Origin of the sequence: Pseudoduganella lurida (assembly GCF_007830455.1) — a bacterium.
Taxonomy (GTDB): domain Bacteria; phylum Pseudomonadota; class Gammaproteobacteria; order Burkholderiales; family Burkholderiaceae_D; genus Rugamonas; species Rugamonas lurida.
Window position 1 is genome coordinate 651,642 of record NZ_VLLB01000001.1, and the last position, 24,368, is coordinate 676,009.

The following is a 24,368-nucleotide window of genomic DNA, read 5'->3' on the forward strand; positions in this document are numbered from 1 at the left end:
CCGCCCGCCCTGTCAGCTGGCACTGAACCGGCAAGGGCGGCAAGCACCTGCGCCTTCAATACGTTGAAACTCGACAACGTAAGTTAAATAAATTACCTGTTCCGATTAGAAAGTTATGGTCAAACGACAAGTTTTGCTATAACCTTGGCAACTGTTGTATCAAACAAGCATGACCTGTTTCCCCCACGAGACTCGTACCCTATCCCCGTACCGTGTCCAGGGCATTCCCGTAACGCCAAACTGAACCTTGAGACCGGCCGCGAGGCCCGGAGTACACATGAGCGATATCACCCTCGACAGCACCATCCACGTCTTCGAAGACACCACCGCCACCTTCACGCTGCGCGACATCATCGTCGCGGCCGGCTACACGCCCTCCCAGTCGATCGACGTGGCGTCGTTCCTCACCGAAATGCCGGACGGCACGTTTGTCGAGGACAACACGCCCCTGCTGGGCCTGGACGGCGGCAAGCTGACCGTCACGCCCGGCGCCTGGCAGGAAAACTACAACGGCCAGTTCACCACGTACCAGTTCCTCGTGGCCGACGGCAATGGCGACCTCATCACGCTGACCCTGCAGGTGGTGGTGGATCCGGTCAACGACGCGCCGTTCGGTGCCGACCATGCGTACAACCTGACGGACCGCACGCCGGTCGTGCTGGGCGAGGATGCCTTCGGCTTCCGCGATCCGGTCGAAGGCGACCACTTCAATTCGATGATCATCACCTCGCTGCCGAAGGCCGGCCAGATCCTGCTGAACGGCGAGCCGGTCGCCGCGGGCACGGAGATCTCGATCGACGACATCCGCGCCGGCAACCTCACGTTCCAGCCTGCCAAGGATTCCGGCGGCACGGTCGAGATGGGCTTCCATGTGCGCGACGACGGCGGCACGGTGGGCCCGGGCGCCAAGGACACGAGCGAAGCCGTGAACTACCTGAAGTTCACCGTCCCAGTGCCGGTGCCGGTCGATCCGGGTACGCCCGGCACGGGCGGTTCCACGCCAGCCCACATCGGCGACACCGTCTGGGAAGACGGCAACGCCAACGGCATCCAGGACAGTGGCGAAGCGGGCATCGCCGGCGTCACCGTGACGCTGCGCGACACGGCCGGCAACGCGGTGGCCACCACCACCACCGACGCGGCGGGCCACTACGGCTTCGACATCGGCAGCGGTACCTATGTCGTCGCCGTCACGGCGCCGGCCGGCTACCTCGTCACCACCAAGGGTGCCGGCAGCGATGCCGCGAAGGACAGCGACTTCAACGCCGCCGGCGTGAGCGATGCGATCACCGTCGTCAAGGGCGACGTGCACGATTCCGCCGATGCGGGCCTGTTCCGCGCCGCCGACATTTCGGCCAAGGTGTGGAGCGATACCGACAGGGACGGCAAGCTGGACGCCGGCGAAGCGGGCATCGGCAATGTCAAGGTGTCGCTGCTCGACGCTGCCGGCAAGGTCGTCGCCAGCGCCGTCACGGATGCTTCCGGCAACTACCAGTTCGGCGACCTGAAGCCGGGCACGTACAGCCTGAAATTCGACCCGGCCACGCTGCCGGCCGGCGCCCAGTTCGTCACCGGCGCGGCCGGCAGCGAATCGGATGCCGATGCCAGCGGCGCCACCGCCCAGGTCACGCTCGCGTCCGGCCAGCACGCCGCGCTGCAGGCCGGCGCGGTCACGCCGAACGGCACGATCGCCAGCACCGTGTGGCACGATGCCGACGGCAACGGCCTGCAGGACGGCGGCGAGAAAGGCATCGCCAACGCCGTCGTGCACCTGCTCGACAGCACCGGCAAGGAAGTGGGCGTGACGAAGACGGATGCCAGCGGCAACTACAGCTTCTCGCAGGCGGCCGGTACCTATACCGTGCACGTCGATGCGCCGGCCGGCTACACCTTCACCGGCAGCAATGTCGGTACCAACGATGCGATCGACAGCGACGTGAATGCCAGCGGCAACTCCGCCCAGTTCACCGTCACCGCCGGCAAGACGATCGACCCGGCCGACGCCGGCCTGTACAAGACCGCCACGCTGGGCAACCGCGTGTGGTTCGACTGCGATGGCGACGGCATCCAGGACAGCAACGAGAGCGGCATCAAGGGCGTGAAAGTGACGCTGCTGGACACGAACGGCAAGGCCGTGACCAGCACCACGACGAACGCGGCCGGCGAGTATTCGTTTGCCGGCCTGAAGCCGGGCACCTACAGCGTACAGTTCGACAAGTCCGCCCTGCCGTCCGGCTACATCATCACCAAGCAGAACGCCGGCACGAACGACGCGATTGATTCCGACATCGATGCGAACGGCCTGTCGCACAAGGTGACGCTTGCTTCCGGCGAAGTCAACAACACTATCGACGCCGGCGTGACGGAAGCGGCGGTCATCGGCGATCGGGTCTGGCTCGACAGCAATGCCAACGGCATCCAGGACAGCGGCGAGACGGGCGTGGCCAACGTGGCCGTCACCCTGACGGACACCAAGGGCGCCATCGTCGCCACCACCACGACCGACAAGGCCGGCAACTACAAGTTCGCGGTCACGGCCGGCACCTACAGCGTCAGCATCAAGACGCCGGACGGCTACGCCATCACGAAGCAGAACGCGGGCAGCACGGCCACCGACAGCAATGCCGACGCGAGCGGCAAGCTGGGCACGGTCACCGTGGCGGCCGGCGGCAGCAACCTGACGATGGATGCCGGCCTGGTGCAGGGTGCCAGCGTGGGCAACTTCGTCTGGGAAGACAGCAATGCCAACGGCATCCAGGATGCGGGCGAAAAAGGCCTGTGCGGCGTGACCGTGAAACTGTACGACGCCAACCACAAGCTGCAGGGCACGACCGTCACCGCGGCGGATGGCAGCTACCAGTTCGGCAAGCTGGCGGCCGGCACCTACAGCATCGAAGTGGCGCGTCCGGACGGCTACAACGTCACCAAGGCCAATGTCGGCAACGACAGCCTCGATTCGGACTTCAAGCTGGTCAACGGCGTGGTCAGCAGCGGCACCTTCAAGCTGGCGGCCAACGAGCAGAACACCACCATCGACGCGGGCCTGTACCGCACCGCCAGCATCGGCGACAAGGTGTGGCGCGATGCGAACCACAACGGCATCCAGGACAAGGGCGAGGAAGGCATCGGCAAGGTCAAGGTCGCGCTGTACACCAGCAGCGGCACGCTGGTTTCCTCGACCACCACCGACGCGAACGGCAACTACCTGTTCAAGAACCTGGATCCGGGCAGCTACTACCTGCAGTTCGACAAGACCAACGTCGTGTTCAAGGACAGCGCGGGCTACACCTACTCGATGAACGACTGGAAGTGGGGCGTCAAGAACACCGGCAGCAACGACAGCATCGACAGCGACGTGAATGGCGACGGCGTCAGCAAGGTCGGCGTGACGAAGACGGATGTGTTCACCGTGACCTCCGGCCAGAGCGACATGACGCGCGACGCGGCCATCACGCCGATCGCGATCGACCTGAACGGCGACGGCATCCACACGATCGCGCGCGCCGACTTCGGCGGCAGCTTCGACCTGCTGGGCACCGGCTCGGCGGTCAAGTCCGGCTGGCTGGCGGCGGACGACGCCTTCCTGGCCATCGACCTGAACGGCAACGGCAGGATCGACGACATCACGGAACTGTTCGGCGGCGCCACGAAAGGCAGCGGCTTCGCCAAGCTGGCCGACTTCGACAGCAACGGCGACGGCTTCGTGACCGCGGCCGACACGAACTTCGCCAAGCTGACGCTGTGGCAGGACGCCAACAGCAACGGCATCACCGATGCGGGCGAGCTGGTCTCGCTGGCGCAGGCGGGCGTGACGTCGCTGACGGTGGCCTACGAGGAACTGCCGTTCCTGGATGCGAACGGCAACCTGCACCTGGAGCGCAGCAGCGCCGTGGTCGGCGGCCAGACGGTCGACATGACGGACGTGTACTTCAACGTGGCAGCCGCCGATGCGGCCGCCGCGGGCATCGATGCGCAGAGCATGGCCACGCTGATCGGCCAGGCCAGCGCGGCAGCAGCCTGATTCACCGTTACACCTAAAACGCCAGAACGCCGCCGGCAGGCGCCGGCGGCACGACCAACCAAAATAGAAAGTTCACGATGAAAATCTCTTCCCTGTTCGCCCGCTGCGCCATCGCTTCCGCCGCCCTCCTCGCCGTTGCCGGCGCCCACGCTTCCGTCACCGTCACGTCGAAGTACTCGCAGGGCCTGGCTGCCGTGAAGAACTTCACGAAGACGGCGCCGGTCGTGAACGTGCCGGTCTGGAACATCAACGACAACGGCACCGACTGGCTGGCCTTCTGCATCGAGCCGATGACGGGCATGAATACCAAGACCACGACGTACACGGCCAATGCCGCGTTCACCGGCTTCGACAGCAACACCAGCGTCCAGCGCCTGTACTCGCTGTACTACGCCGACACGCTGACGGCCGATGCGGCCGGCAAGTCGACCGCGCTGAGCTTCCAGCTGGCCCTGTGGGAGCTGTACAACGACAACGGCAACCTGGCATCGGGCGACCTGCAGGTGCTGACCAACGGCACCACCAACACCAGCGTGGCGAACAGCACCATCGTCAACAACACGACCAGCATGCTGCTCGCCGCCCAGGCCAACACGGCCTTCGTGTCGAAGTACGACTTCACGTCGTACGCTGCCGCCGGCTCGCAGACGGTCGTGACGGCCAACCTGATTTCGGCCGTGCCGGAACCGACCACGTACGCCATGATGGGCGTGGGCCTGGCCGCCATGGGCCTGTTCGCACGCCGCCGCAAGCAGGCGTGATACGGGCCGGCTCGCCGGCTTGCCTGTGCTGAAGAAAAAATCTCGCCGGCTTGCGCCGCGCGGGATTTTTTTTGGGTGGTGGTATCGGACCGGCTGCGCTACCTGGCTGCGCCAATGGGCTGCGGTAGCGGGCGGCGACAACGGGCTATGGTATCTGGCTGCAGTATTGCGCTGCAGTATTCGACTGCGGTATTGGGCTGCAGTATTCGGCTGCGGTATTGCGCTGTCCTCTCTGGCCCCCGTAAACGGCAAAAAGCCGAAGGTGACGGATCACCTTCGGCAAACACCCGGCCCGTTGGCGGGCCGGATGGTGGAGGCGGTACGCCGGCGCGCTTACTCGCCGCCGAAGCGGAAGTTCACGCCGGCCATGTAGGTGGCGCCGGTGTAGTTGTCGGTGTACACGTTCGGGGTCCCGTCGGCGAAGTTGGCATAGCCGCCCGTCGTGTTGCCCGTATGGGTCTTGCCCAGGTTGCGACCTTCCACGAACACCTCGATGTTCTTGTTGATCTTGTAGCCCAGCTTGGCATCGACATAGCGCGTGGAGAGACGGAAGCTCGGCGCGCCCGGCGCATAGCCCGGCGCCCGCACCACCGTCAGGCCCTGGGCCGGATAGTTGTTGATGCCCGTCGACAGGTTGCAGCCGGAGATGCAGTTGAACTTGTCCGCCACGACCTGCACGGCCACGCGCGCGGTCAGCACGCCGTCGTCATACCACAGCGAGGCATTCCACGAATGGTGCGGCTCGCCGGCCACCGGCATGATGTCGCCGGTGAGCAGGTCGCGCACCGCCGTGCCCGTGAGGTTGGACTTGTTGCGCGTGTAGTTCGCGTCCAGGCCCGTGTAGCGCAGGTACCAGGGCAGGAACGTGAAGGCGGTCTTGCCGCCCACCTCGATGCCCGTGCGGTTGCTCGGCAGCTGGTTGGTCCAGCGGTTGTAGTTGAATGCCAGGTCCGCCAGGGATTTGCCGGAGGCCGTGTCCACCTCGCCGGAGCCGGCGAACAGGTTGGCGCCGCTGATGCCCTCGATCAGCGTGGGCGCGCCGATCTTGCCTTCCTGCTTGTAGTACGAGAACGACAGCATGTTGTCCTTGTTCGGATACCACTCGAGCGACAGGTTCTGGTTGTGGTTGGTCAGCGGCTTCAGCTCGGGATTGCCGATGGTGCCGCTGCAGCGCTGGGCCTGCGGTTCATCCGACGAATCGACCACGTCTTCGAAGCGCTGGTCGTAGGTGCAGGAACCGGTCGGCACGAGGCGGCCGGCGGCGGGACGCGCCACCGTCTTGCCCCAGTTGTAGCGCGCCACCACCTTGCGGTCGAGGAGCCACATGTTCAGGTTGACGGACGGCAGGTAATCCGTGCTCTGGGCATTGAGCGTGACATCGCGGCGATAGATGCGCGTGTTGATACCGGCCGCATTGTTCGGGTCGAGCGGATTGAAGTTGACGTTCTTCGTGATCGACGTGAACTGCAGCTGGCCCGTGCCGAACACCTTCGTCTTCACGGCCCGCACGCCCACGTTGCCGTCGAACTCCACGCCGAACGGCAGCGCACGTTCCGAGAACGGCACGTGGTCGAGCGCGAAGTCGGCCATCAGGTAGCCGGCATCGACCGTTTCGGCGATGGCGTTCTTCGGCTGCGCGTAGGTCTTGCCGTCGCTGCCCGTGCAGCTCTTGATGCAGTTCAGGTTGTAGTTCGGCACGCCCAGCAGCGAATACAGCTTATCGATGTCGATCTCGGTCCAGCCGTCCGTCAGGCCGGCCGGACGGTCCTTGTCGCCGCCGTAGAACTGGCCGGTCGGCGGCACGGTCAGCGACTGCTTGAAGATGTCGCGGAACTGGTCCGGCCTGATCTGGATCGTGCCCTGCAGCGAGGCGGTCGGATTCGGGCTCGGCGTGTAGCCGTACACGCAGGGCTTGCCGCCCGCGGCCAGCGAACCGGGCGTGTCCTCGCAGACCTGGTAGGTGGTGCGCAGGTTGCTCCCAGGGATATAGACGCCGGGCACGTAGCCGGGCTTGCCGAACTCGCCCACTTCGTTCTGTGCCGTGTAGCCGCCGGTGCCCCAGGCGTCGTAGCCGCTCTTGCGGCGGTTGTAGCCCGTCTTGATCTGCGGGAGGTAGCCGTTGGTGAAGTCGCCCGTGTTGAAGGCCAGGTCCAGCTTCATCGTGCGCTCGAACGACTCGTTGATGCGGGCGTTCTGCAGCGACAGCGTGCGCGTCGGGTCGATGTTCGGCGTCTGGCCCGCCGTGTAGGCCGGGCTGGCCGGCACGAGCGCCGTGGCCGGCACGGCCTGCAGCGCACCCTGGGGGCGTAGCCGGAAGAAGTTGTCCGGATTCGAGATATCGACCAGGCTGCGCGGCGTGTAGTTCCAGATGCCGTTCGGCAGGACGGCCACGTCGGTCGGGCCCGTGTACGCGCTGAAGCTGGCGCGTTTTTCGTAGCGCGAGAAGGTCGAGCTGGAATCGCCCAGCAGCAGCTCGGCGCGCACCCAGCGGTTCTTGTAGTTCGCGCCGGCCTGCGAGTAGCGCGACTTCGTTTCCATGTAGCGCGTGGTGTTGTCGATGCCGTAGCTGCCATCGGCCAGCGAGTACTGGGTCACGTGGTGGTTCGCGTCCGTCACCACCGAGGCGGGATCGACGTTGGCGACCGTGCCGTTGACGGGCGTGCCGCTGCGATAGGACAGGTCGGGATAATAGAAGTAGCCCGAGCCCGGCGCGACCGAGCGCACGTACGACGCGCCGTTCGGCGCGCGGCCACTGTTCGGCAGCGCAGCGTTGACGGGAATCGCGGTTTCGATCATGCCCGCCCCGGCGAAGCCGTTAGGGCCGTTGACGGCACCCGGATTGGCGGTGAAGCCGCCGAACGTCAGGTCGCTGCTGGTCTCCTTGACCGTGTCGCTGCTGCGGCTGTGCTTGAAGTAGACGGTCAGATTGTCGCTGACCTTGTAGTCGAAGCGGATGTCGCCGCTGTTGCGGTCGGCCTTGTAGCGCGACACGTTGTAGCGGCCATTGCTGTTGATCCAGTCGTTCCACTGGCCCAGGCAGCTGGCCAGTTCGTTCTGGCGCGCGTTGATGGCGTTGGTGCGGTTGGTGCCGGTGGCAAAGGCGTTCTCCTGCGCGACCGTGAACAGCGGGAAGGCGCTGTAGCAGTCGGCCTTCGACTGTGCCGCGGCCGACCGGTCCACGATCTGCTGCGGCGTGGCGCTGTTGAACGTGCCGCCGGCGGCCAGGTTCGAGACCTGCAGCGGCGTGGTGGCCAGCGGGTCGTCCAGCTTGACGGTCGAAGGCTGGAAGCTGAAGGTCTTTTCCGGCGAGTTGTCGAAGTCGAGCGGGCGGATCGCGCCCACCTGGTTGCTGGTGCCGCCCTGCTGGATCTTGTGCGACTCCAGGTCGCGCTTGCTTTTCGACAGGTTGACGAGCACGCCCAGCTTGTCGTCCATGAACTTCTTCACGCCCACCAGGTTCAGGTCGGGATTGACCTTCTTGTTGATCGAGTTCTCCGTGCCGGAAACCCGCACCGACAGGTAATCCTTCTTGAAGTCGAGGCCGTTGCGCGTGGTGATCCGCACGCCGCCGCCCAGCGAGCCTTCCGTCATGTCCGCCGTCGAGCCCTTGACGATGTCCACGCTCTTGATCAGGTCCGAGGACAGCTGGCGCATTTCCACGCCGCGGCCGCCCGCGGCATCCTGGCCGGCGGAGATCCCGCCCAGCATGTCGGTCCCGCCGGCCTGCTGCACGCCCTGCCCGTCCAGCTCCACGCGCGTGAGTTCCGGGCCATTGCCACGGATCGATACGCTCACGCCCTCGCCGTAGTCGCCCCGGTCGAGCGCCACGCCCGCCACGCGGGAGATGGCATCGGCCACGTTACGGTCGGGGAAGGCGCCCACGTCTTCCGCGATGATGGAATCCTGCGCCGTGTCGGCGTTGCGCTTCCTGGCGATGGCGCTCTGCTGCGACTGGCGCGCACCCACGATCTGCACGGTCGTCGTCGGGCCTTCCACGTCCGGCGCGGTGCCGCTGGCCGCCGTGTTTTGCGCGTAGGCATGGCCGCTGGCGACTAGCGATGCCAGCGCCATCGTGACGGCGCGCGTCATGCGCCGCAGCGGAATTTCGTTCGAATGATGCTTCATGTCTCCTCCTGGTTTGTCTTGTGTGCTGCACGGGATGCCGTGGACCGCGGCAGACGAACTGGCAGCCGAAGCCTTTGCCACCCTGTGCGCTAATACATTAATGCCCCGGCGTCGCTGCAATGCGCCCGCGGGACGGGGCCCGGGGTGGCCGCGGCCAGCCTGGCAATGTGCCAGACGTGACAAGCCGCGCCACTGCCGTGCTGCAGGCGTGGGCTACGTTCGTTCAGTCAGGTAATGCAGGCACTGCCGGTGCGCTCAGCCACCGGCAGTGCCGGGCCAGTCAGTGCGGCTGTCGCCTGGGGCCGGGCATGAGAGGGAGGGCGCGCCGCGTGTGGAAGGCTGCCGGGCGGAAGAGTGCGCTCGCTGTGGTCATTTCATCTCCGAAGTGTGCGGCAGCTCTGGCAGGGCCGGTGCCGCATCGTTATTTAATATCTTATAGTTACGTTATCTGTCCGGATTGTAAGACACAAATCCGGGCCGGCAGTTGCCCCGATGATACATCCGGGCAAATGCTCACCGCGATGAGCGAACCACCGCTGGCGCTGGCAACACGGTTCGCCGCCACTGGGCCGCGGTACGATGTACACGGACAAAGGCCATCGTACGGGTCACCCGGCGCCCCGCCCAATCACTTTTTCCGCCGCTGCGATAACCAATTCGCTATGCCAGCCATGAACGCGCGCTGTCATACGGACGTCATCCGCACGATCGGGTGGGTGGAAACGATTTCACCGGCGTCTTTGTCGCGTCATTGTCGCGCCACGCGTCCGCGCGCCATCGCCACGCACCCGGGCTGCTTGCGGGCGCCGGGAAAACAGTCACGCCGATGATCGGAACCAGCCACGCGCCGTTGTACGCAGCCGACGCTTGCAGATTGCTCGTCGCTAGTGCAAGCCCGCCGGCGGCGCCGGAATAACCTCGTAGTGCTGCCCCGGCTCCGTGTCGAACGCCAGCGTATAGCCCAGCGTGCCCGGCATGCTCCGCGCCGCGACGCCCTGCACGGTCACCGGCGCCGCCGTGCGCAGCACACAGCGCCCGCCCCGCCGCGCCGTGATGCGCGCGGCCTGCAACCGCCCAGCATCCCAGTCGACGTCGACCACGAAGTTGCCGCGGCCGACGATGCCCTTCACGCTGCCGGCCCGCCACGCATCGGGCAGCGCCGGCAGCAGGTGCAGCTCGCCGTTCTGGCTTTGCAGCAGCATCTCGATGACGCCGGCCGTGCCGGCGAAATTGCCGTCGATCTGGAACGGCGGATGGGCATCGAACAGGTTGGCGTAGGCGCCGCCGTGCTTGTCGCCGGGGCGGGTGAGCCGCAGCAAATTGCGGAACAGCGTGTAGGCGTGATTGCCATCGAGCAGGCGCGCCCAGAAGTTCACCTTCCACGCCAGGCTCCAGCCGGTGCCGTCGTCGCCGCGCAGTTCCAGCGTGCGGCGCGCCGCTGCCGCCAGCGCCGGCGTCGTCAACGGCGAGATGATGCGCGCGGGATGCAGCGCGTACAGCTGCGACACGTGGCGGTGGTGCGGATCGACTTCCTCGACATCCCGGTACCACTCCTGCAGCTGGCCTTTGCCCCCCACCTGGAACGGCAGCAGGCGCGCCGTGGCCGCCGCCATCTCGTTCCGCAGGCCGGCATCCACGCCCAGCACCGTGCTGGCCGCCGCCACGTTCTCGAACAGGTCGCGGGCGATGCCCAGGTCCATCGTCGAGCCCACGGTGACGGCCGCCTGGCGTTGCACGCCGGCCGCATCCGTATAGTAAAAATCATTTTCCGGCGACGTGGAGGGCGACGTGACGAGCCGACCCTGCGCATCGGGCACCAGCCAGGCCAGCGTGAAGCGCGCCGCATCGCGCAGCACCGGGTACGCGTCGCGCAGGTAGGCCAGGTCGCCGGTGTACTGGTAATGCTCCCAGATGTGGCGGCTGAGCCAGGCGCTGCCCATCGCCCAGTTGGCCCATTTCGGATCGCCGTCGCCGAAATCGCCCACCGGGTTGCTGCTGGCCCAGATATCGGCGTTGTGGTGCGCCGCCCAGCCCGGCGCGTGGTAATAGGTGGCGGCCGTGTCGCGCCCCGTGACGGCCAGCGCGCGCAGCAGGTCGTCCAGCGGTGCCTGCAGCTCGCTCAGGTTGGCGCTTTCCACCGGCCAGTAGTTCATCTGCAGGTTGATGTTGGTGGTGTAGTTGCTGCTCCAGGGCGGGCGCACCAGCTGGTTCCAGATGCCCTGCAGGTTGGCGGGCGCGCCGCGCGTGCGCGACGACGAGATCAGCAGGTAGCGGCCGAACTGCACGTACAGCGCCTCCAGGGCGGCATCCGGCTGCCCGGCGGTGAACTCGGCCAGCCGACGGTCGGTCGGCAGCGCGCTGCGGTCCGCCTCGCCACGATTGAGGGTCAGCGCCACGCGGTCGAACAGCGCGCGGAAGTCGGCCACGTGGGCGGCGCGCAGGGCCGTGTACCCTTGTCCCTGCGCGCGCCGCAGGTGCCCCTGGGCCAGCGCGTGCTGGTCGCGACCGGCGCTGGCCGGGCAGCGGTCGAAGCCCGCGAAGCTGGTTGCCGCGGACACCAGCAGCACCACTTCGGACGCATCGCGGATGCCGATGCGGCTGCCGCTGGCGGTGACCTTCCCGTCCCGCACGACCGGCCGGACGGCCAGTTCGAAGCGCATGCCGCGGCAGCCGGCCGGATCGTCCCAGATCACCGGCTCCGCGTGCGTCTTCACGTAGCTGGGATCGACGTGTGCGGGCGCCCTGCCCGCCACCACGATGGCGCCACCGTCCACGCGGCTGGTCGCGCGCATCTGCGTGCGCGTCTCCAGGTCCAGGTTCAGCTGGCGCGGGCGGTCGGCGGACAGGCGCACGACGATCACCTGGCCCGGCGCGGAGGCAAACACTTCGCGCGTGTAGCGCACGCCGTTCACCGTGTAGCTGGTGCTGGCGATGCCGTCGCGGATGTCCAGGCTGCGGCGATAGTCCCGCACGGCACCGGCCAGGTCCTGGTGGATCAGCAGGTCGCCGAGCGGCTGGTAGCTTTCCGTGTACGGGCCCTGCATCTTGCGCACCCAGTCGGTGCCGGCCTGGTAGTCGCCCCGCGCCAGCGCCGCGCGGGCCTTGCCGAGCGCGTCGAACGCACCCGGATTGAGCTCCCGCCCGACCGGCCCGCCGCTCCACAGGGTGGCCTCGTTCAGCTGCAGCAGCTCGTCGCCGGGACGGCCGAACACCATCGCGCCCAGCCGGCCGTTGCCGACCGGGAGGGCTTCGGTCCAGGCGTCGGCCGGCTTGTCGTAATGGAGCGTCAGTGCCCCGTTGTCCGGGGTTGGCGCAGCGGTGGCGCGCAGCGTTGCCAGGGTCAGTGCGAGGAAGAGGATCTGCAGGAAGGTCATCGGAGGCTCGTCAGTCGATGCGGTAGAAGCGGCGGGCGTTCAGGCCGAAGATGGCTTGGCGGTCGGCTTGCGGCAGGTGTGCGAGCAGCCGTTCGCAGGCCTGCAGCCAGGCGCCGTAGTCGGCGGCGAGATCCAGCACGGGCCAGTCGCTGCCCCACAGCAGGCGTGCCGCGCCAAACCTGTCCAGCAGATGGTCCAGGACGGGCTGCAGATCGGCGGCCTGCCAGCGCGGCCCCGCTTCGGTGAGAAGGCCGGACAGCTTGCAGCACACGCCCGGCAGCGCGGCAAGCCGGCCGATATCGGTGCGCCATGCCGCCAGGTCGCCCGTCGCGATGGGAGGCTTGGCGGCGTGGTCGATCACGATCGGCAGCCGGGGATGGCGCTGCGCGAACGCCAGCAGCGCGGGCAGCTGACGCGACACCACCAGCGCGTCGAACGACAGGCGGTGGCGCAGCATCGCATCGACCGCGGCGTCGAGCGCCGGGTCGGCGATCCAGTCGTCCGGCAGGTCCTGCAGCATCGGGCGCAGGCCGCGCAGCGTCCGGTGGCGTGCCAGCGCGGCAATCCGGCCGGGCGCATCGGCGGCCTTCAGGTCGGTCCAGCCAACGACGGCGGCGATGAAGGCATGCCGGTCCGCCAGGTCCAGCAGGGATAGTGTGTCGTCTTCGGCCGGCAGCGACTGCACCAGCACCGTCGCGTCGATGCCGTGCGCGGCCAGCAGCGGCGCCAGGTCGGCCGGGACGAAGTCGCGGTGGATCGCCGCCAGTGCCGGCGGCGGCCAGGCGCCCTGGCGGGCCGCGAGCTGCCAGAAGTGCTGGTGGGCGTCGATGCGCATCACGGGGCTCCTGTGGGTGAGGCGCCGCCATGCGCGAGGGACCGCAGCAGCAGGCCGGCACCGCAGCGGGGCATGGCGGGTGCCAGGAGCGGCCGGGATGGCAATGGCCGGGATGCGTGCATTCTACCTGCCCGCTTGCCGCCAGCGACGGGCCGTCATGCCTCGACGATGGCCTTGATGACGCCGGCCGCCGGGTCCATCCAGTCCGGCAGCACATCGACGAAGCCGGCCAGCGTGGTGCGGTGCGTGTTCATCAGGCCTGCCGGCACCTGGCCCGCCTTCATTGCCGCCAGCACGGTGCGGAAGTCTTCCGCCGTGGCGTTGCGGCTGGCCAGCAATGTCGTCTCGCGCTTGTGGAATTCCGGGTCCGCGAACGAGATGCGGTCGCGCACGATGGACACGAGCACGTAGGTGCCGGCATGGGCGACGAAGTCCAGGCCGCGCTCCATGGCATGCACGTTGCCGGTGGCGTCGAACACGGCATCGAAGAATTCGCCGTTCGTCAGCGCCGCCAGCGCCGCCCTGTCCCCCTCGCCGGCCGTGACGGTGCGGCCGATGCCGAGCGCCGCGCGGCAGAATGCCAGGCGGTCCTCCCGGCCATCGAGCACCGTGACCACGCCGCCCCCCAGCTGCGCGAACAGCGCCACCGCGATGCCGATCGGACCGGCGCCCACCACCAGCACGTTTTGTCCCCGTTCCATCGTGGCACGCCGTACGGCATGCGCGCCGATGGCCAGGAATTCCAGCATCGCCGCGTCGTCCAGCGCAATGCCCTCGGTGCCGAACACGAACTGCGCCGGCAGCGCCAGGTACTCGGCCATCCCGCCATCGCGGTGCACGCCCAGCACCTCGACCCGCGTGCAGCAGTTGGTGCGGCCCCTGCGGCAGGCCACGCACGCACCGCAGGACAGGTAGGGCATCACGTAGACCGGGTCGCCCGGCCGCAGGGCACTGCCCGCCGGCGCCGTCACGATCTCGCCGGACAGCTCATGCCCCATCACGCGCGGATAGGCCAGGAACGGCTGCGTGCCGCGGAAGATATGCATGTCCGTCCCGCACAGGCCGATCCGGCGCACGCGCAGCAGCACCTCCCCCGGCCCCGCCACCGGCACCGGCCGCTCCACCAGCCGCAACGCGCCCGGCGCTTCGCACACGACAGCTTTCATGGTTCCCTTCCATGCCGATCAGGTCGCGCCAGTGTACTCCATATATTCAAGACATTTGAAGGCCGAAAAAATAGTCACCGGGGTGACTATTTCAACGTGACATTCATTCTTACGGCCGAGCCCGTGTCACACCATGGTGTCAGGCGTAGTGACACGAGCTCTTCTGTAACGCTTTTTGTAGAGCGCCACGCCCGGGCGGGGGGCACTACTGCTGAGTGCGTGTCACTACGCCTGACCCCAGAAGGTGACACGAGCTCGGCAGTAGTGGCGGCGTTACAGCTTGCCGCGCAGGGTGCCGGCTTCGGCATTCATGCTGCCGGTACCGGTGCCCGGCTTCACGCGGGCGACCACGCTGGCGATGCCCGCTTCCGTGGCGACGGTGCTGTCGCCCAGGATCTCGTAGCCGGCCACGGGCGCGAAGGTGACCTTGCGGCCCGTCTCCGGCACGGTGGTCCCGTTGGTGTCGACGATGCGGGCGCGCACGAACACGAGGTCGCCGGCGACGGGCTGCACGCCGCGGTCATCGACCGACAGCGCCAGCTGCGCCGGGGCGGCCGGCGTGCGCACGCGGTGTTCGGCGACGACGCGCTTGCCGGTATAGGCCACGGCCACCAGCTCGCCCGGTGCGAAGCCGCCCGTGTCGAATTCGACCGGCGGATGCGCCAGCTTCGGATGGGTCTTCGACGGCTTGGCTTTCTGGCGCGCGACCACCTTGCCATTCAGGCGCAGCTCGACTTCCTCGGCATTGGTGTACACGCGCACCAGCGGCGACGACTCCGGCGTCCACCAGCTGGCGATGAACACCATCGGGCCGCCGCCCCACTTCACGGAACGCTCGCCGGCATCGCGCTGCGAGCGGAAGAATTCGGCGGCGAACTTCGGCAGCCGGTCGATGCTCATCGCGCCCGACGATTCCAGGTCCGGCGCATAGCCGCGCGTGTAGTCGAACATCACCCAGTAGCCATCGGCGAAGGCATGGGTATTGAAGTTGTCGTCATGCGCTTCGGCCACGTTCTTCGCCTGCTGCAGCAGGTGCTTTTCCCCGGCGCCCAGCAGCTGGCGGCTGGAGCGGTCCGCCGGCTTCAGGTCGCCCCACGCGGTCTGGTTGAAGCCCGCGTTCATCGCATAGTATTCCCAGTCGCCGTATTCGGAGACGATCAGCGGCTTGTCCGGCGTCCTGTGCTCGCTGCCGATGCGGTGCTGGCGCGCCTGCAGGTAGATGTCGTAGGTCTGCGGCACCCAGCCGGCCGAGAAGGCCTGGTCGCCCGGGTATTCGGCATGCACGGTCCGGTGCAGCGTGTCGATCAGTGCGGCCGGCATCTCCGTTTCGTTCAGCGAGCATTCCCAGGCGATCACGCTCGGGTGGTTGCGGTCGCGGCGGATCATGTCGGCGCAGGTGCGCTGCACCTGGGCGCTGAAGGCGGGATCGGGATTGAAGTACTGCCAGCCGGGCACGCCGGGCAGCACGACCAGGCCCAGTTCGTCGGCCGCGGCCATGAAGGCCGGCGACTGCGGGTAGTGCGACAGGCGCACGTAATCGAAGCCGTACTGCTTGATCAGCAGCGCATCGCGGTACTGGGCGTTGTCCGGCACGGCGTAGCCCACGTACGGGAACTCCTGGTGGCGGTTCACGCCGCGCAGCATCAGCGGCGTGCCGTTGACCAGCAGGCGGCCCTTGTCGAACGCGATGCGGCGCACGCCGATGCGGTTGGTGACGACATCCTCGCCCGCATCGCCGGTCACGGCGGTGCTGAGCTGGTACAGGTTCGGCGCCTGCGGCGACCACAGGTTCGGCTTCGCCAGCTGCAGCGGCATCGTCACATGGCGTTTCTCGCCGGCGGCCAGGCGCACCTGCTGGCTCGCTGTCGCCACCTGCCTGCCCTGCCACGTCAGCGTGTTCTTCACGGTGACGGTGCGCTCTTCGCCCGACGTGTTGCTCACCTCGGCCTTCACCTGCACCACCGCGGCCGACTTGCTCACGGCCGGATAAGTGACGAACACGCCGCCGCCACCCACCGTCGACGACACCATCTCGTCGGTGATGTGCACGGCCGGCTTGGTGACCAGCGCCACGCCGCGGTACATGCCGCCGTGCTGGATGTAGTCCAGGTCCTTCAGCGGTTTCGGGCCCGTGACCGGGTTGTCCTCGTTATTCGCGCGCACCACCAGTTCGTTCAGGCCGCCCGCCTTCAGCAGGTCCGTCACGTCGTAGGCGAACGGCAGGTAGCCGCCCAGGTGCTGGCCCAGGTGCTTCCCGTTCAGCCACACGTCGGCCACGTTCATCACGCCTTCGAAGCGCACGATGGCGCGCTCGCCCGGCTTGAGGGCCACGTTCAGCATCTTCTTGTAGTACACCGTGCCCTGCCAGGCGGCGGTCGGCATCAGCGGTTCGATGCGCGCGGCATGCGGCAGGTCGACGCGCGTCCAGCCATTGGCCGGCACCTGGTCGACGGTCGTGGCACCCCGCGCTTCGTCGCGGTAGAACTGCCAGGCATCGTTGAGGGGCACGGTGGCGGCAAGGGCCTGGCCGGTGGCGGCGGCGAGCAGCAGGGCAAACGACGCGCGTGCGGCGTGGCGCGGCGCGGCGTTCAGGAAGCGCGAAAGGATCATGGAGTAAGGGTCGGAAACCGTGACGAAAACGGCAATTGTATGCGATCCGCCACCGTGCGCCCACCCTTCGATGCCGGGTCTAGCCGGCCGCGCTGCGCGGCTGCACCGCCTCGTCGCCCACGCGCACCAGCGCCCAGGTATTGCGGCCCGCTTCCTTGGCCTGGTACAGCGCGGCATCGGCCGCCTTGAGCATGGCCTCGGAATCGGCCGGGCGCACGGCATGCGCGAATCCCACGCTAGCCGATACCGCCAGCAGCCGGCCGCCGCAGTCGAACGGCTGGCGGAACGCGGCCTGCAGCTTTGCCGCCAGGACCGCCACCTGCTCTTCGGTGCGCACGCATTCGAAGATGACGACGAATTCGTCGCCGGCCAGCCGCGCCACGATATCGACGACGCGCACGCCGGCGCGCAGGCGCTGCGCGAATTCGACCAGCACGCGGTCGCCCACCGGGTGGCCGTGCGTATCGTTGATCGCCTTGAAGTGGTCCACGTCGATGCAGGCCAGCACGATGCCCGTGTCGGCGCGGGCGGCGCGGGCCAGCGCGGCCGGCAGTTCGCTTTCGAACATGCGGCGGTTGTTGATGCCGGTGAGGACATCGGTGCGTGTCAGCAGCGCCAGCTGCTGCTCGGCGGCGCGGCGCTGCTCGGACAGGCGGTAGAACGCGCGGCTCAGCTCCCCCACCTCGTCCGGCCGGGCCGAATCGAGCACGGCGATATCGGCGGTGCCGGCCGTGATGCGGCCCACGGCGCCGCGCAGCTGCATCAGTGGATGGAGCAGGCGGCGCGTGGCCCACAGCCCGCAGCCGCCGGCCAGCAGCGCCACCAGGCCGGCCGCCAGCCAGGACGCCCGCTCGGCCTCGATGACGGGCGCGAACGCCTCGTCGACCGGATAGACGGCGCCGATGATCCAGTTGGTGCGGTGGACGCGGCGATATGCCATCAGCGCTTCCTCGCCGCTTTTCGTGACGCCTTCGGTCCAGCCTTCGAAGCCGGCCAGCGCGGCCCGCATCGTGGGTGTCACGCCGCCTTCTTCTTCGGCCATGCGCTTGAGGATGCGGTCGCGGTTCGGATGGATCAGGATCGTGCCGGTGCCGTCCACCAGGAACAGGTAGCCCGTGTTGCCCGGGCGGGCCGCCTCGAAGTGGCCCAGCAGCCGGCCATTGGCCAGGTTGACGGCAGCGCCCAGCACGTAACGCACCTTGCCGGCCCCGTCGAACACGGGCTGCGTGATGAGGACGATCGGCTTGCCCGACAGCGTGCTGCGCAGGGGCGCCGAGATCACGCCTTCGCGGGCGCGCAGCGTTTCGGCAAAATAGGCGCGGCTGGCGGCGATGCGGCTGCCCAGCGCGCGGCGGTCACCCAGGTTGGCCACCACGGTGCCGGCCGTGTCGAACACGATCACGTTGAAGAATTCTTCGCGCAAGGTCGGGTGCTTCTCCAGGTCGGCCTGCAGGTCGGCCGCGGTGAGCGTGGCGCGGTCGGCCAGGCCTTCGGCGATCGTGCGCAGCAGCGCCTGGCGCATGCCGAAATCCTGGTCCAGGCCGGCGGCGGCACTGCTCAGCAGCGCGAGCTGCTCCTTGCCGACGACTTCCTTCATGCGCCAGCCGACGAAGCCGAGGGACAGGGCCGACACCAGCAGCGTGGCCAGCAGCACGAGCAGGCTGACGACGAGCGTCATGCGGAACCGCAGGGTGCGGGGAAGGAGCAGGCGCTTCATGGGCGCACCCGCGACAGGGCGCGCGCACGCAGGCGGCGGCAGGACATACCAGGGAAAAGGCAGAAGCGGGCCATCGTCAATCCGATCAGTGATTCCGTCGCCGGGGCGACGACATGACGGCATTGGCTGGGCCGTGCGCTGCGCCGGAAGGGCGCGACGCGATTTTACCATAACGGACGTTGCCGGTAGTAAATACCCCCGCGACCGGCGTGCGGGGTGGACCTGTGTCGCCCCCTTGCCACAGCAGTGGCTCGCCCGTGAAGGCCCGGTTCGGCGGAGTACCAGCCGCTAGCTGGCGGCGAGGAGCCGTTCGCGCCGCCGGATGCATTCCGGCGAACTGAGCACGCGCATCGCGATCGGCCGCGGCACGCCATGGGTCAGCATGTATTCGAGGGCGGAGGTAACGCCCTCGTCGAAGGAAAGCTGCACGCCCTGCTCCACTTCCGCGGCCGTGCGTCCGTCTGCGCGATGTTCGCTGTGTCGTTCCATGATGTCTCCGGCGCCTTCATGACGACATGATGATAGCGCAGGCCGCAAACTTGGCGCGCATACTTAAGAACTTACATGAGGTTTTCGCGACAGTTGCAGATTGCCAGTCAGTCCAGGTCGGCAGCGCTGTGCCGCTCCGGCACCTGCTCCTCCGGCGCGCCGCGCAGGCGGTTGACGCGGCGGCCCCGCGCCACGGCCGGCCGGGCCGCCAGCTCGTCGGCCCAGCGCCGCACGTGGCGGTAGTCCTGCACCGCCAGGAACTCGCCCGCCTCGTACAGGTTGTCGATCACCAGGCAGCCGTACCACGGCCAGATCGCCATGTCGGCGATGGTGTACTCGTCGCCGGCCACGTAACGGTGCGTGGCCAGCTGGCGGTCCAGCACGTCGAGCTGGCGCTTCGCTTCCATCGCATAGCGGTCGATCGGGTACTGCAGCTTCACGGGTGCGTATGCATAGAAGTGGCCGAAGCCGCCCCCCACGAACGGCGCGGAGCCCATCTGCCAGAACAGCCAGTTCAGCACCTCGGCGCGGGCCGGCTGGGTAGCGGGCAGGAAGGCGCCGAATTTCTCGGCCAGGTAGACGAGGATGGAACCGGATTCGAACACGCGCACCGGCGCGGCGCCGCTGCGGTCGACCAGCGCCGGGATCTTCGAATTCGGATTGATATCGACGAAGCCGCTGGAGAACTGCGCTCCCTCGCCGATCCTGATCAGCCACGCATCGTATTCGGCGCCTGCATGGCCGAGGGCCAGCAGCTCTTCGAGCAGGATCGTGACCTTCTGGCCGTTCGGCGTGCCCAGCGAATACAGCTGCAGCGGGTGTTCGCCGACCGGCAGCGCCAGGTCATGGGTGGGGCCGGCCACGGGCCGGTTGATGCTGGCGAACGTGCCGCCGGATGTCGTGGGCGCCCATACCGCGGGCGGCACATAGTTCGTGTCCTGACTCATGCGCAGATCTCCTGTTCGGGTTCCGGCCGCGCCACCGGCGCAGCCACGAGGACCGCCAGTGTGGCATGGCTGACAAAGTTCTGCAGGCCGCGGCCCGAAATGCCGCCTTACTGGTCGTAGCTGTGCAGGAACGGGCGGAAGATATCCGTGGCGCCGGCAGCGCCGAACCAGCGCGTCAGGGGTGCCGGCCAGGCGTCGTCCAGCGGCAGCAGCGTGAAGCTGCCGGCCACCCGCGTCGGGTGGGCGCCCAGCGGCAGCGTCGTCTCGGGCGCCGTGCCCTTGTTGCCCAGCCCGGCGATCAGCGCGTTGTGGCTGAGGAGCGCGCCCGCACCGGACCGTTCGACGGCCACATCGGCCGGCGCGCTTGCGAGCGCGAAGCCGGCGCCGGCGGCCGTCGTCAGCAGCGCCAGCGACGTGCCGCGGCGGTTGCCCTGGAAGCGCAGGTCGGTCCGGTGCAGGTGGAACAGGCCGAACTCATTCAGCCGGTCCTTGCCGGGATAGCCCGCATACGGGCCCTGGCCGATCCAGCGGAACTCGTCCAGGCCCGCCGGGGCGACGAGCGACAGGCCCGCCTCGGACAGTGTGCCGGCCTTGGCCTCCACGGTGAACTCGTAGCGCACCGCGATCGCACCGCGTGCATCGATGGCGAGCTGGTACCCGCCCCGGTATCCTTCGGCCGGCAGGTCGGACCGCGGCCACCGGCCCGACACGGCGATGCGCACGCCGCCCGCTTCCTGCGTCACCTGCACGACCGGGGCATCGATGCGGTCCAGCGTGGATGGGAGCCACAAGCCAGTTTTTTTGCTGCCCAATTCCTCCGCCATCGTCGGCCTGCGGCCGCTGTGCGGCACGATGCCGGCCACCAGATCGCGGCCGGCGCGGTCGCGGATCGTCACGGCGCCGGAAGCGCGTGCCACTGTCAATGTCCATTGCGGCAGCGCGACGCGGATCGCGCCTGCCGCTTCCGTCACGACGGGCGCCGCGCCGGCGGATGCCGCAAGAACCGGTGCCGCGCTGGCGGATCCCGCAAGAATTGGTGCCGCGCCGGCGGATCCCGCAAGAACCGGTGCCGCACCCGCGGCACCCGCCAGCAGCGCCGCGAAGTCCGGCGCGCGGCCTGGCCCCAGTTGCACGGTCCGTTCGGTGATCTGCGTACCCTGCCCGTCGAGGACGCGCAACGCCAGCGCCAGCACATCGTCACCCGCATCGGCCGGCACGTCCACCGGCAGCTGCAAGGTCTGCGTCTGGCGCGCCGCGGCCTGCAAGGGCAGCTCGCCCTGCCCGATGGCCCGGCCATTGCGCTGCAGCGCCCAGGCCAGGCGCATGCCGGCCAGCGAGCGGAAATCGTGGCGGTTTTCCACCGTCAGCGCGACGTCCTGCCGGCCGGGCTTCACCTCGGTGGACACCGCCGCAATCTGCACCGGCGCGTACACCTTGCGCATCTGCCAGTAATCCGTCTGCGGCGTGCGGTCGGCATACACCACGCCATCCGCGCCATCCAGGCCATGCGTGTCGTAATGACGGAAGCGGTCCAGCCACACCAGCTGCGTGGGCCGATCCGGATCGACGGGCGCCGCGGCGGTGCGCAGGATGCCCTGGTCCATGAAGTGCCAGATCGAGCCGCCGGCAAACACGGGATGGCGCCAGATCAGCTCCCACTGGTCCTGGAGGCGGTCCGTCGCCAGCCCCAGCGCATGCGCATACTCGGTGAAGATGGCCGGATGCTTCAGCGTCCGAGCGTACTCCGCGATGCGCTCGTTGACGGGGTAGTGCGGCGCGTGGATGTCCACCCAGTCGGGAATGCGCCGGTAATTCGCGGCGAAATAGCTGCCCACCTTCGGATACGTGATCGGGCGCGTGGGATCGAGCCGCTTGGCGATCCTCCCCGCTTCCAGCTCCACCTCCGTGATCGGATTCTCGTTGCCGATGCTCCAGACCAGCACGGAGGCGTGATTGCGGTCGCGGCGGATGGTCGGCTCGACGCGGCCCAGGATGTTGGCGCGGTAGTCCGGCCTGTCCAGGTTCTTGTCGCCGTAGCCGATCGCCACCTCGTCCATCACGTACAGCCCCAGCTCGTCGCACAGGTCCAGCAGCTCGCGCGCCGGCGGATAGTGCGAGGTGCGCACGTAGTTCACGTTCGCCGCCTTCATCAGCAGCAGGTCGCGTTTCATCTGCTCGCGCGTGATGGCGCGGCCGGCGAGCGGATCGAGATCGTGGTGGTTCACGCCGCGCAGCTTGATCGGTCGCCCGTTCAGGCGCAGCACGGCGCCGGCGATCGAGATCTCGCGCAGCCCGACGCGCTGTTCCACGGTCTGCAGCACCTTGCCGCGCGCCGTCACGGTCAACTGCAGGCGGTACAGCGACGGCGTTTCGGCCGTCCACAGTGCGGGCTTCGTCACGCGCAGGATGCCGGCGTGCTGCAGATCCCCCCTGCGCGGCAAGTCAACCTCGCCGACCGTGCGGCCATCCGGCGCGACGAGGGTCGCGCGCACCTCGCCATCGGCGCGGCTCACCGTGGCATCGACCGCGAAGACGGCGCTGCCGTCCGCGGTCAGCGTGGTCCTGGTTGCGAGGTCCGTCAGATGGGTGGCCGGCACCGCAAACAGCTGCACGGGCCGGTAGATGCCGGACAGCGACCAGTCGTCGTTCAGGTCGAATTCCACGCCGTGGGGCCGCGTGAGCACTTTTACCGCCAGCACGTTATCCGCGCTGCCCTTCGCCAGCAGCGCCGTGACATCGAAGGTGTGCCGGTTGAAGGCGCTGGCCGAGGAAGCGCCGGCGCGCCGGCCGTTCACCCATACCTCGTAGCCGAACGCGACGCCCTCGAAGCGCAGGAACACGCGCTGGCCCTGCCAGCCGGCAGGCACGCGGAAGGTGCGGCGGTACAGGCCGATCCCTTCCTTCAGGTCGTCGCCGTACTGCGGCTCGGCGAAACCCTTCAGCTCCCAGTTGGCGGGCACCGGGATGGTCGGCCACGCGGAGGCATCGAACCGTGGTTCCATGAATGCGGCATCGGTACCGGCCACCCCGCCGGCAATGTACCGGAACGACCAGTCACCATCGAGAGAGCGGGACAGCGCGGGCGAGGACGACGCCAGCGCAGGCGAGGACGACGCCAGCGCGTCGACCGCCAGGGCGGATGGGGACAGGGCCGCGGCCAGCACGGCAATCGACAGGAATTTCAAGCGGGATCCTCGCGGGCAACGGGCCACGCGGCAAGGGGCCGTGGCGACACGCGATTATGGGGCGCGGCCGCCAGGAAAGGAGCTGCCCCGCCGGCCGCCGCCGCAAACGCTCGCGATGTTGATCGGTCGGCCCGGTCAGCCCTCGCGCGGCGGGATGGCGCCCCGGTGCGCCAGCTTGGCGGCGGCCACGCGGTTGGCCAGGGCCGCCGCATCGGGCGGTGCGAGGCCGCGCAGGAAGGCCGTCAGGTAGGCGCCATTGAAGGCATCGCCCGCCCCGGTGGTATCGACCACCCGGGCCGGCGCGGCCGGCACCACGTGGCGCTCGCCTTCGTGAAACACCTCGCAGCCGGCCTCGCCGTGCTTGACGACGGCGTGGCGCACCAGGTGCTGCGGCGCGCCGGGCAGCACGTCGGCATCGGCCGGCAGGCTGGGGAGCAGGATGTCGACGAACGGCAGCAGCTCCACGCAGGCGGCATGCGCCGCGGCCGCACCGGACCACAGGCGCGGCCGGTAGTTCGGGTCGTAGGCCACCAGCACGCCGTGCTTGCTGGCGTACCGCGCGGCGGCCAGCGTGGCGGCACGGGCCGAGGGCGAGATCGCCTGCGTGATCCCGGACAGCAGCACGCAGCGCGCCGAGGCGATGAAGGCCTCGTCGATATGCGCTGCGTCCAGCGTCGATGGCGCACTGCCGGCCCGCCGGTACGTGAACGAGCGCTCGCCATGCGCATCGAGGGAGATGAAGTACACGCCGTTCTCGCCGGGCACGAGCGGCGCCTGGCTCACGTCGACGCCTTCGTTCTGCCACGCGGCACGCAGGCCGGCGCCGAACGGATCGTCGCCCACGCGCGTGACGAAGGCGGTGCGCCCGCCCTGCCGCGCGGCCGTCACGAGCGCATTGAGCGTATCGCCGCCGCAGCCTTTCCGGAATGCGGTGGCCGTGGCCAGCGGCTCGGTGGCATGGAACTCCACCATGCATTCGCCGATGGCGATCAGGTCGAAGCGGCGTTCGGGGGCTGCGGTCATCGTCGTTCCTCTCGGGGCAATCCGTTAACGTTAACACCATTTCCGGTGGCCGGCCAGTGCCGCGCGGCGCTGCGCCCCGACGCGATGCCGGGTCCTTGCTCAACTTGTTGACCAC

Annotated in this window: 12 protein-coding genes; 2 read left to right on the top strand and 10 right to left on the bottom strand. The window is 68.3% G+C overall.

Going from position 1 to position 24,368, the window contains the following annotated elements; all coding sequences use genetic code 11:
• The first annotated feature begins 277 nt into the window (after positions 1-277).
• Positions 278-4,021, top strand: coding sequence for an SdrD B-like domain-containing protein (locus tag IP91_RS02890; protein ID WP_145647260.1), 3,744 nt, complete (start codon positions 278-280; stop codon positions 4,019-4,021).
• A gap of 77 nt (positions 4,022-4,098) precedes the next feature.
• Entirely contained in the window at positions 4,099-4,782 is a 684-nt protein-coding gene (locus IP91_RS02895) for a PEP-CTERM sorting domain-containing protein (protein WP_145647261.1), read from the top strand.
• Between the two features lie 333 nt (positions 4,783-5,115).
• Here IP91_RS02895 and IP91_RS02900 read toward each other — a convergent pair whose 3' ends face one another.
• The 10 genes from IP91_RS02900 to IP91_RS02945 all read right to left on the bottom strand — a co-directional run bounded on the left by IP91_RS02900 (position 5,116) and on the right by IP91_RS02945 (position 24,253).
• Positions 5,116-8,907, bottom strand: a complete 3,792-nt coding sequence (locus tag IP91_RS02900) for a TonB-dependent receptor (RefSeq protein WP_145647262.1) — start codon at positions 8,905-8,907, stop codon at positions 5,116-5,118.
• Positions 8,908-9,791: 884 nt separating this feature from the next.
• Positions 9,792-12,281: a glycoside hydrolase family 95 protein gene (locus IP91_RS02905; protein ID WP_145647263.1), complete on the bottom strand. Its 2,490-nt coding sequence runs from the start codon at positions 12,279-12,281 to the stop codon at positions 9,792-9,794.
• 10 nt (positions 12,282-12,291) lie between these two features.
• Positions 12,292-13,116, bottom strand: coding sequence for an amidohydrolase family protein (locus tag IP91_RS02910; protein WP_145647264.1), 825 nt, complete (start codon positions 13,114-13,116; stop codon positions 12,292-12,294).
• A gap of 155 nt (positions 13,117-13,271) precedes the next feature.
• The gene (locus IP91_RS02915; protein ID WP_145647265.1) at positions 13,272-14,282 is read right to left on the bottom strand and encodes a zinc-binding alcohol dehydrogenase family protein; all 1,011 of its coding nucleotides are present in this window, start codon (positions 14,280-14,282) and stop codon (positions 13,272-13,274) included.
• A 273-nt stretch (positions 14,283-14,555) separates the two neighbouring features.
• Positions 14,556-16,892, bottom strand: coding sequence for a glycoside hydrolase family 2 TIM barrel-domain containing protein (locus IP91_RS02920; protein ID WP_145647266.1), 2,337 nt, complete (start codon positions 16,890-16,892; stop codon positions 14,556-14,558).
• A 79-nt stretch (positions 16,893-16,971) separates the two neighbouring features.
• Entirely contained in the window at positions 16,972-18,609 is a 1,638-nt protein-coding gene (locus IP91_RS02925) for a sensor domain-containing diguanylate cyclase (protein ID WP_158643066.1), read from the bottom strand.
• Positions 18,610-18,897: 288 nt separating this feature from the next.
• A complete protein-coding gene (locus IP91_RS02930; RefSeq protein WP_145647268.1) occupies positions 18,898-19,098 on the bottom strand; it encodes a hypothetical protein in 201 nt (66 codons plus the stop codon).
• Positions 19,099-19,205: 107 nt separating this feature from the next.
• Entirely contained in the window at positions 19,206-20,045 is an 840-nt protein-coding gene (gene yghU, locus IP91_RS02935; RefSeq protein ID WP_145647269.1) for a glutathione-dependent disulfide-bond oxidoreductase, read from the bottom strand.
• A gap of 107 nt (positions 20,046-20,152) precedes the next feature.
• A complete protein-coding gene (locus IP91_RS02940) occupies positions 20,153-23,230 on the bottom strand; it encodes a glycoside hydrolase family 2 TIM barrel-domain containing protein (RefSeq protein WP_158643067.1) in 3,078 nt (1,025 codons plus the stop codon).
• A gap of 135 nt (positions 23,231-23,365) precedes the next feature.
• Positions 23,366-24,253 carry a sugar kinase gene (locus tag IP91_RS02945; protein ID WP_145647271.1) on the bottom strand — a complete coding sequence of 296 codons (888 nt, stop codon included), beginning with the start codon at positions 24,251-24,253 and terminating at the stop codon, positions 23,366-23,368.
• Positions 24,254-24,368 lie beyond the last annotated feature (115 nt).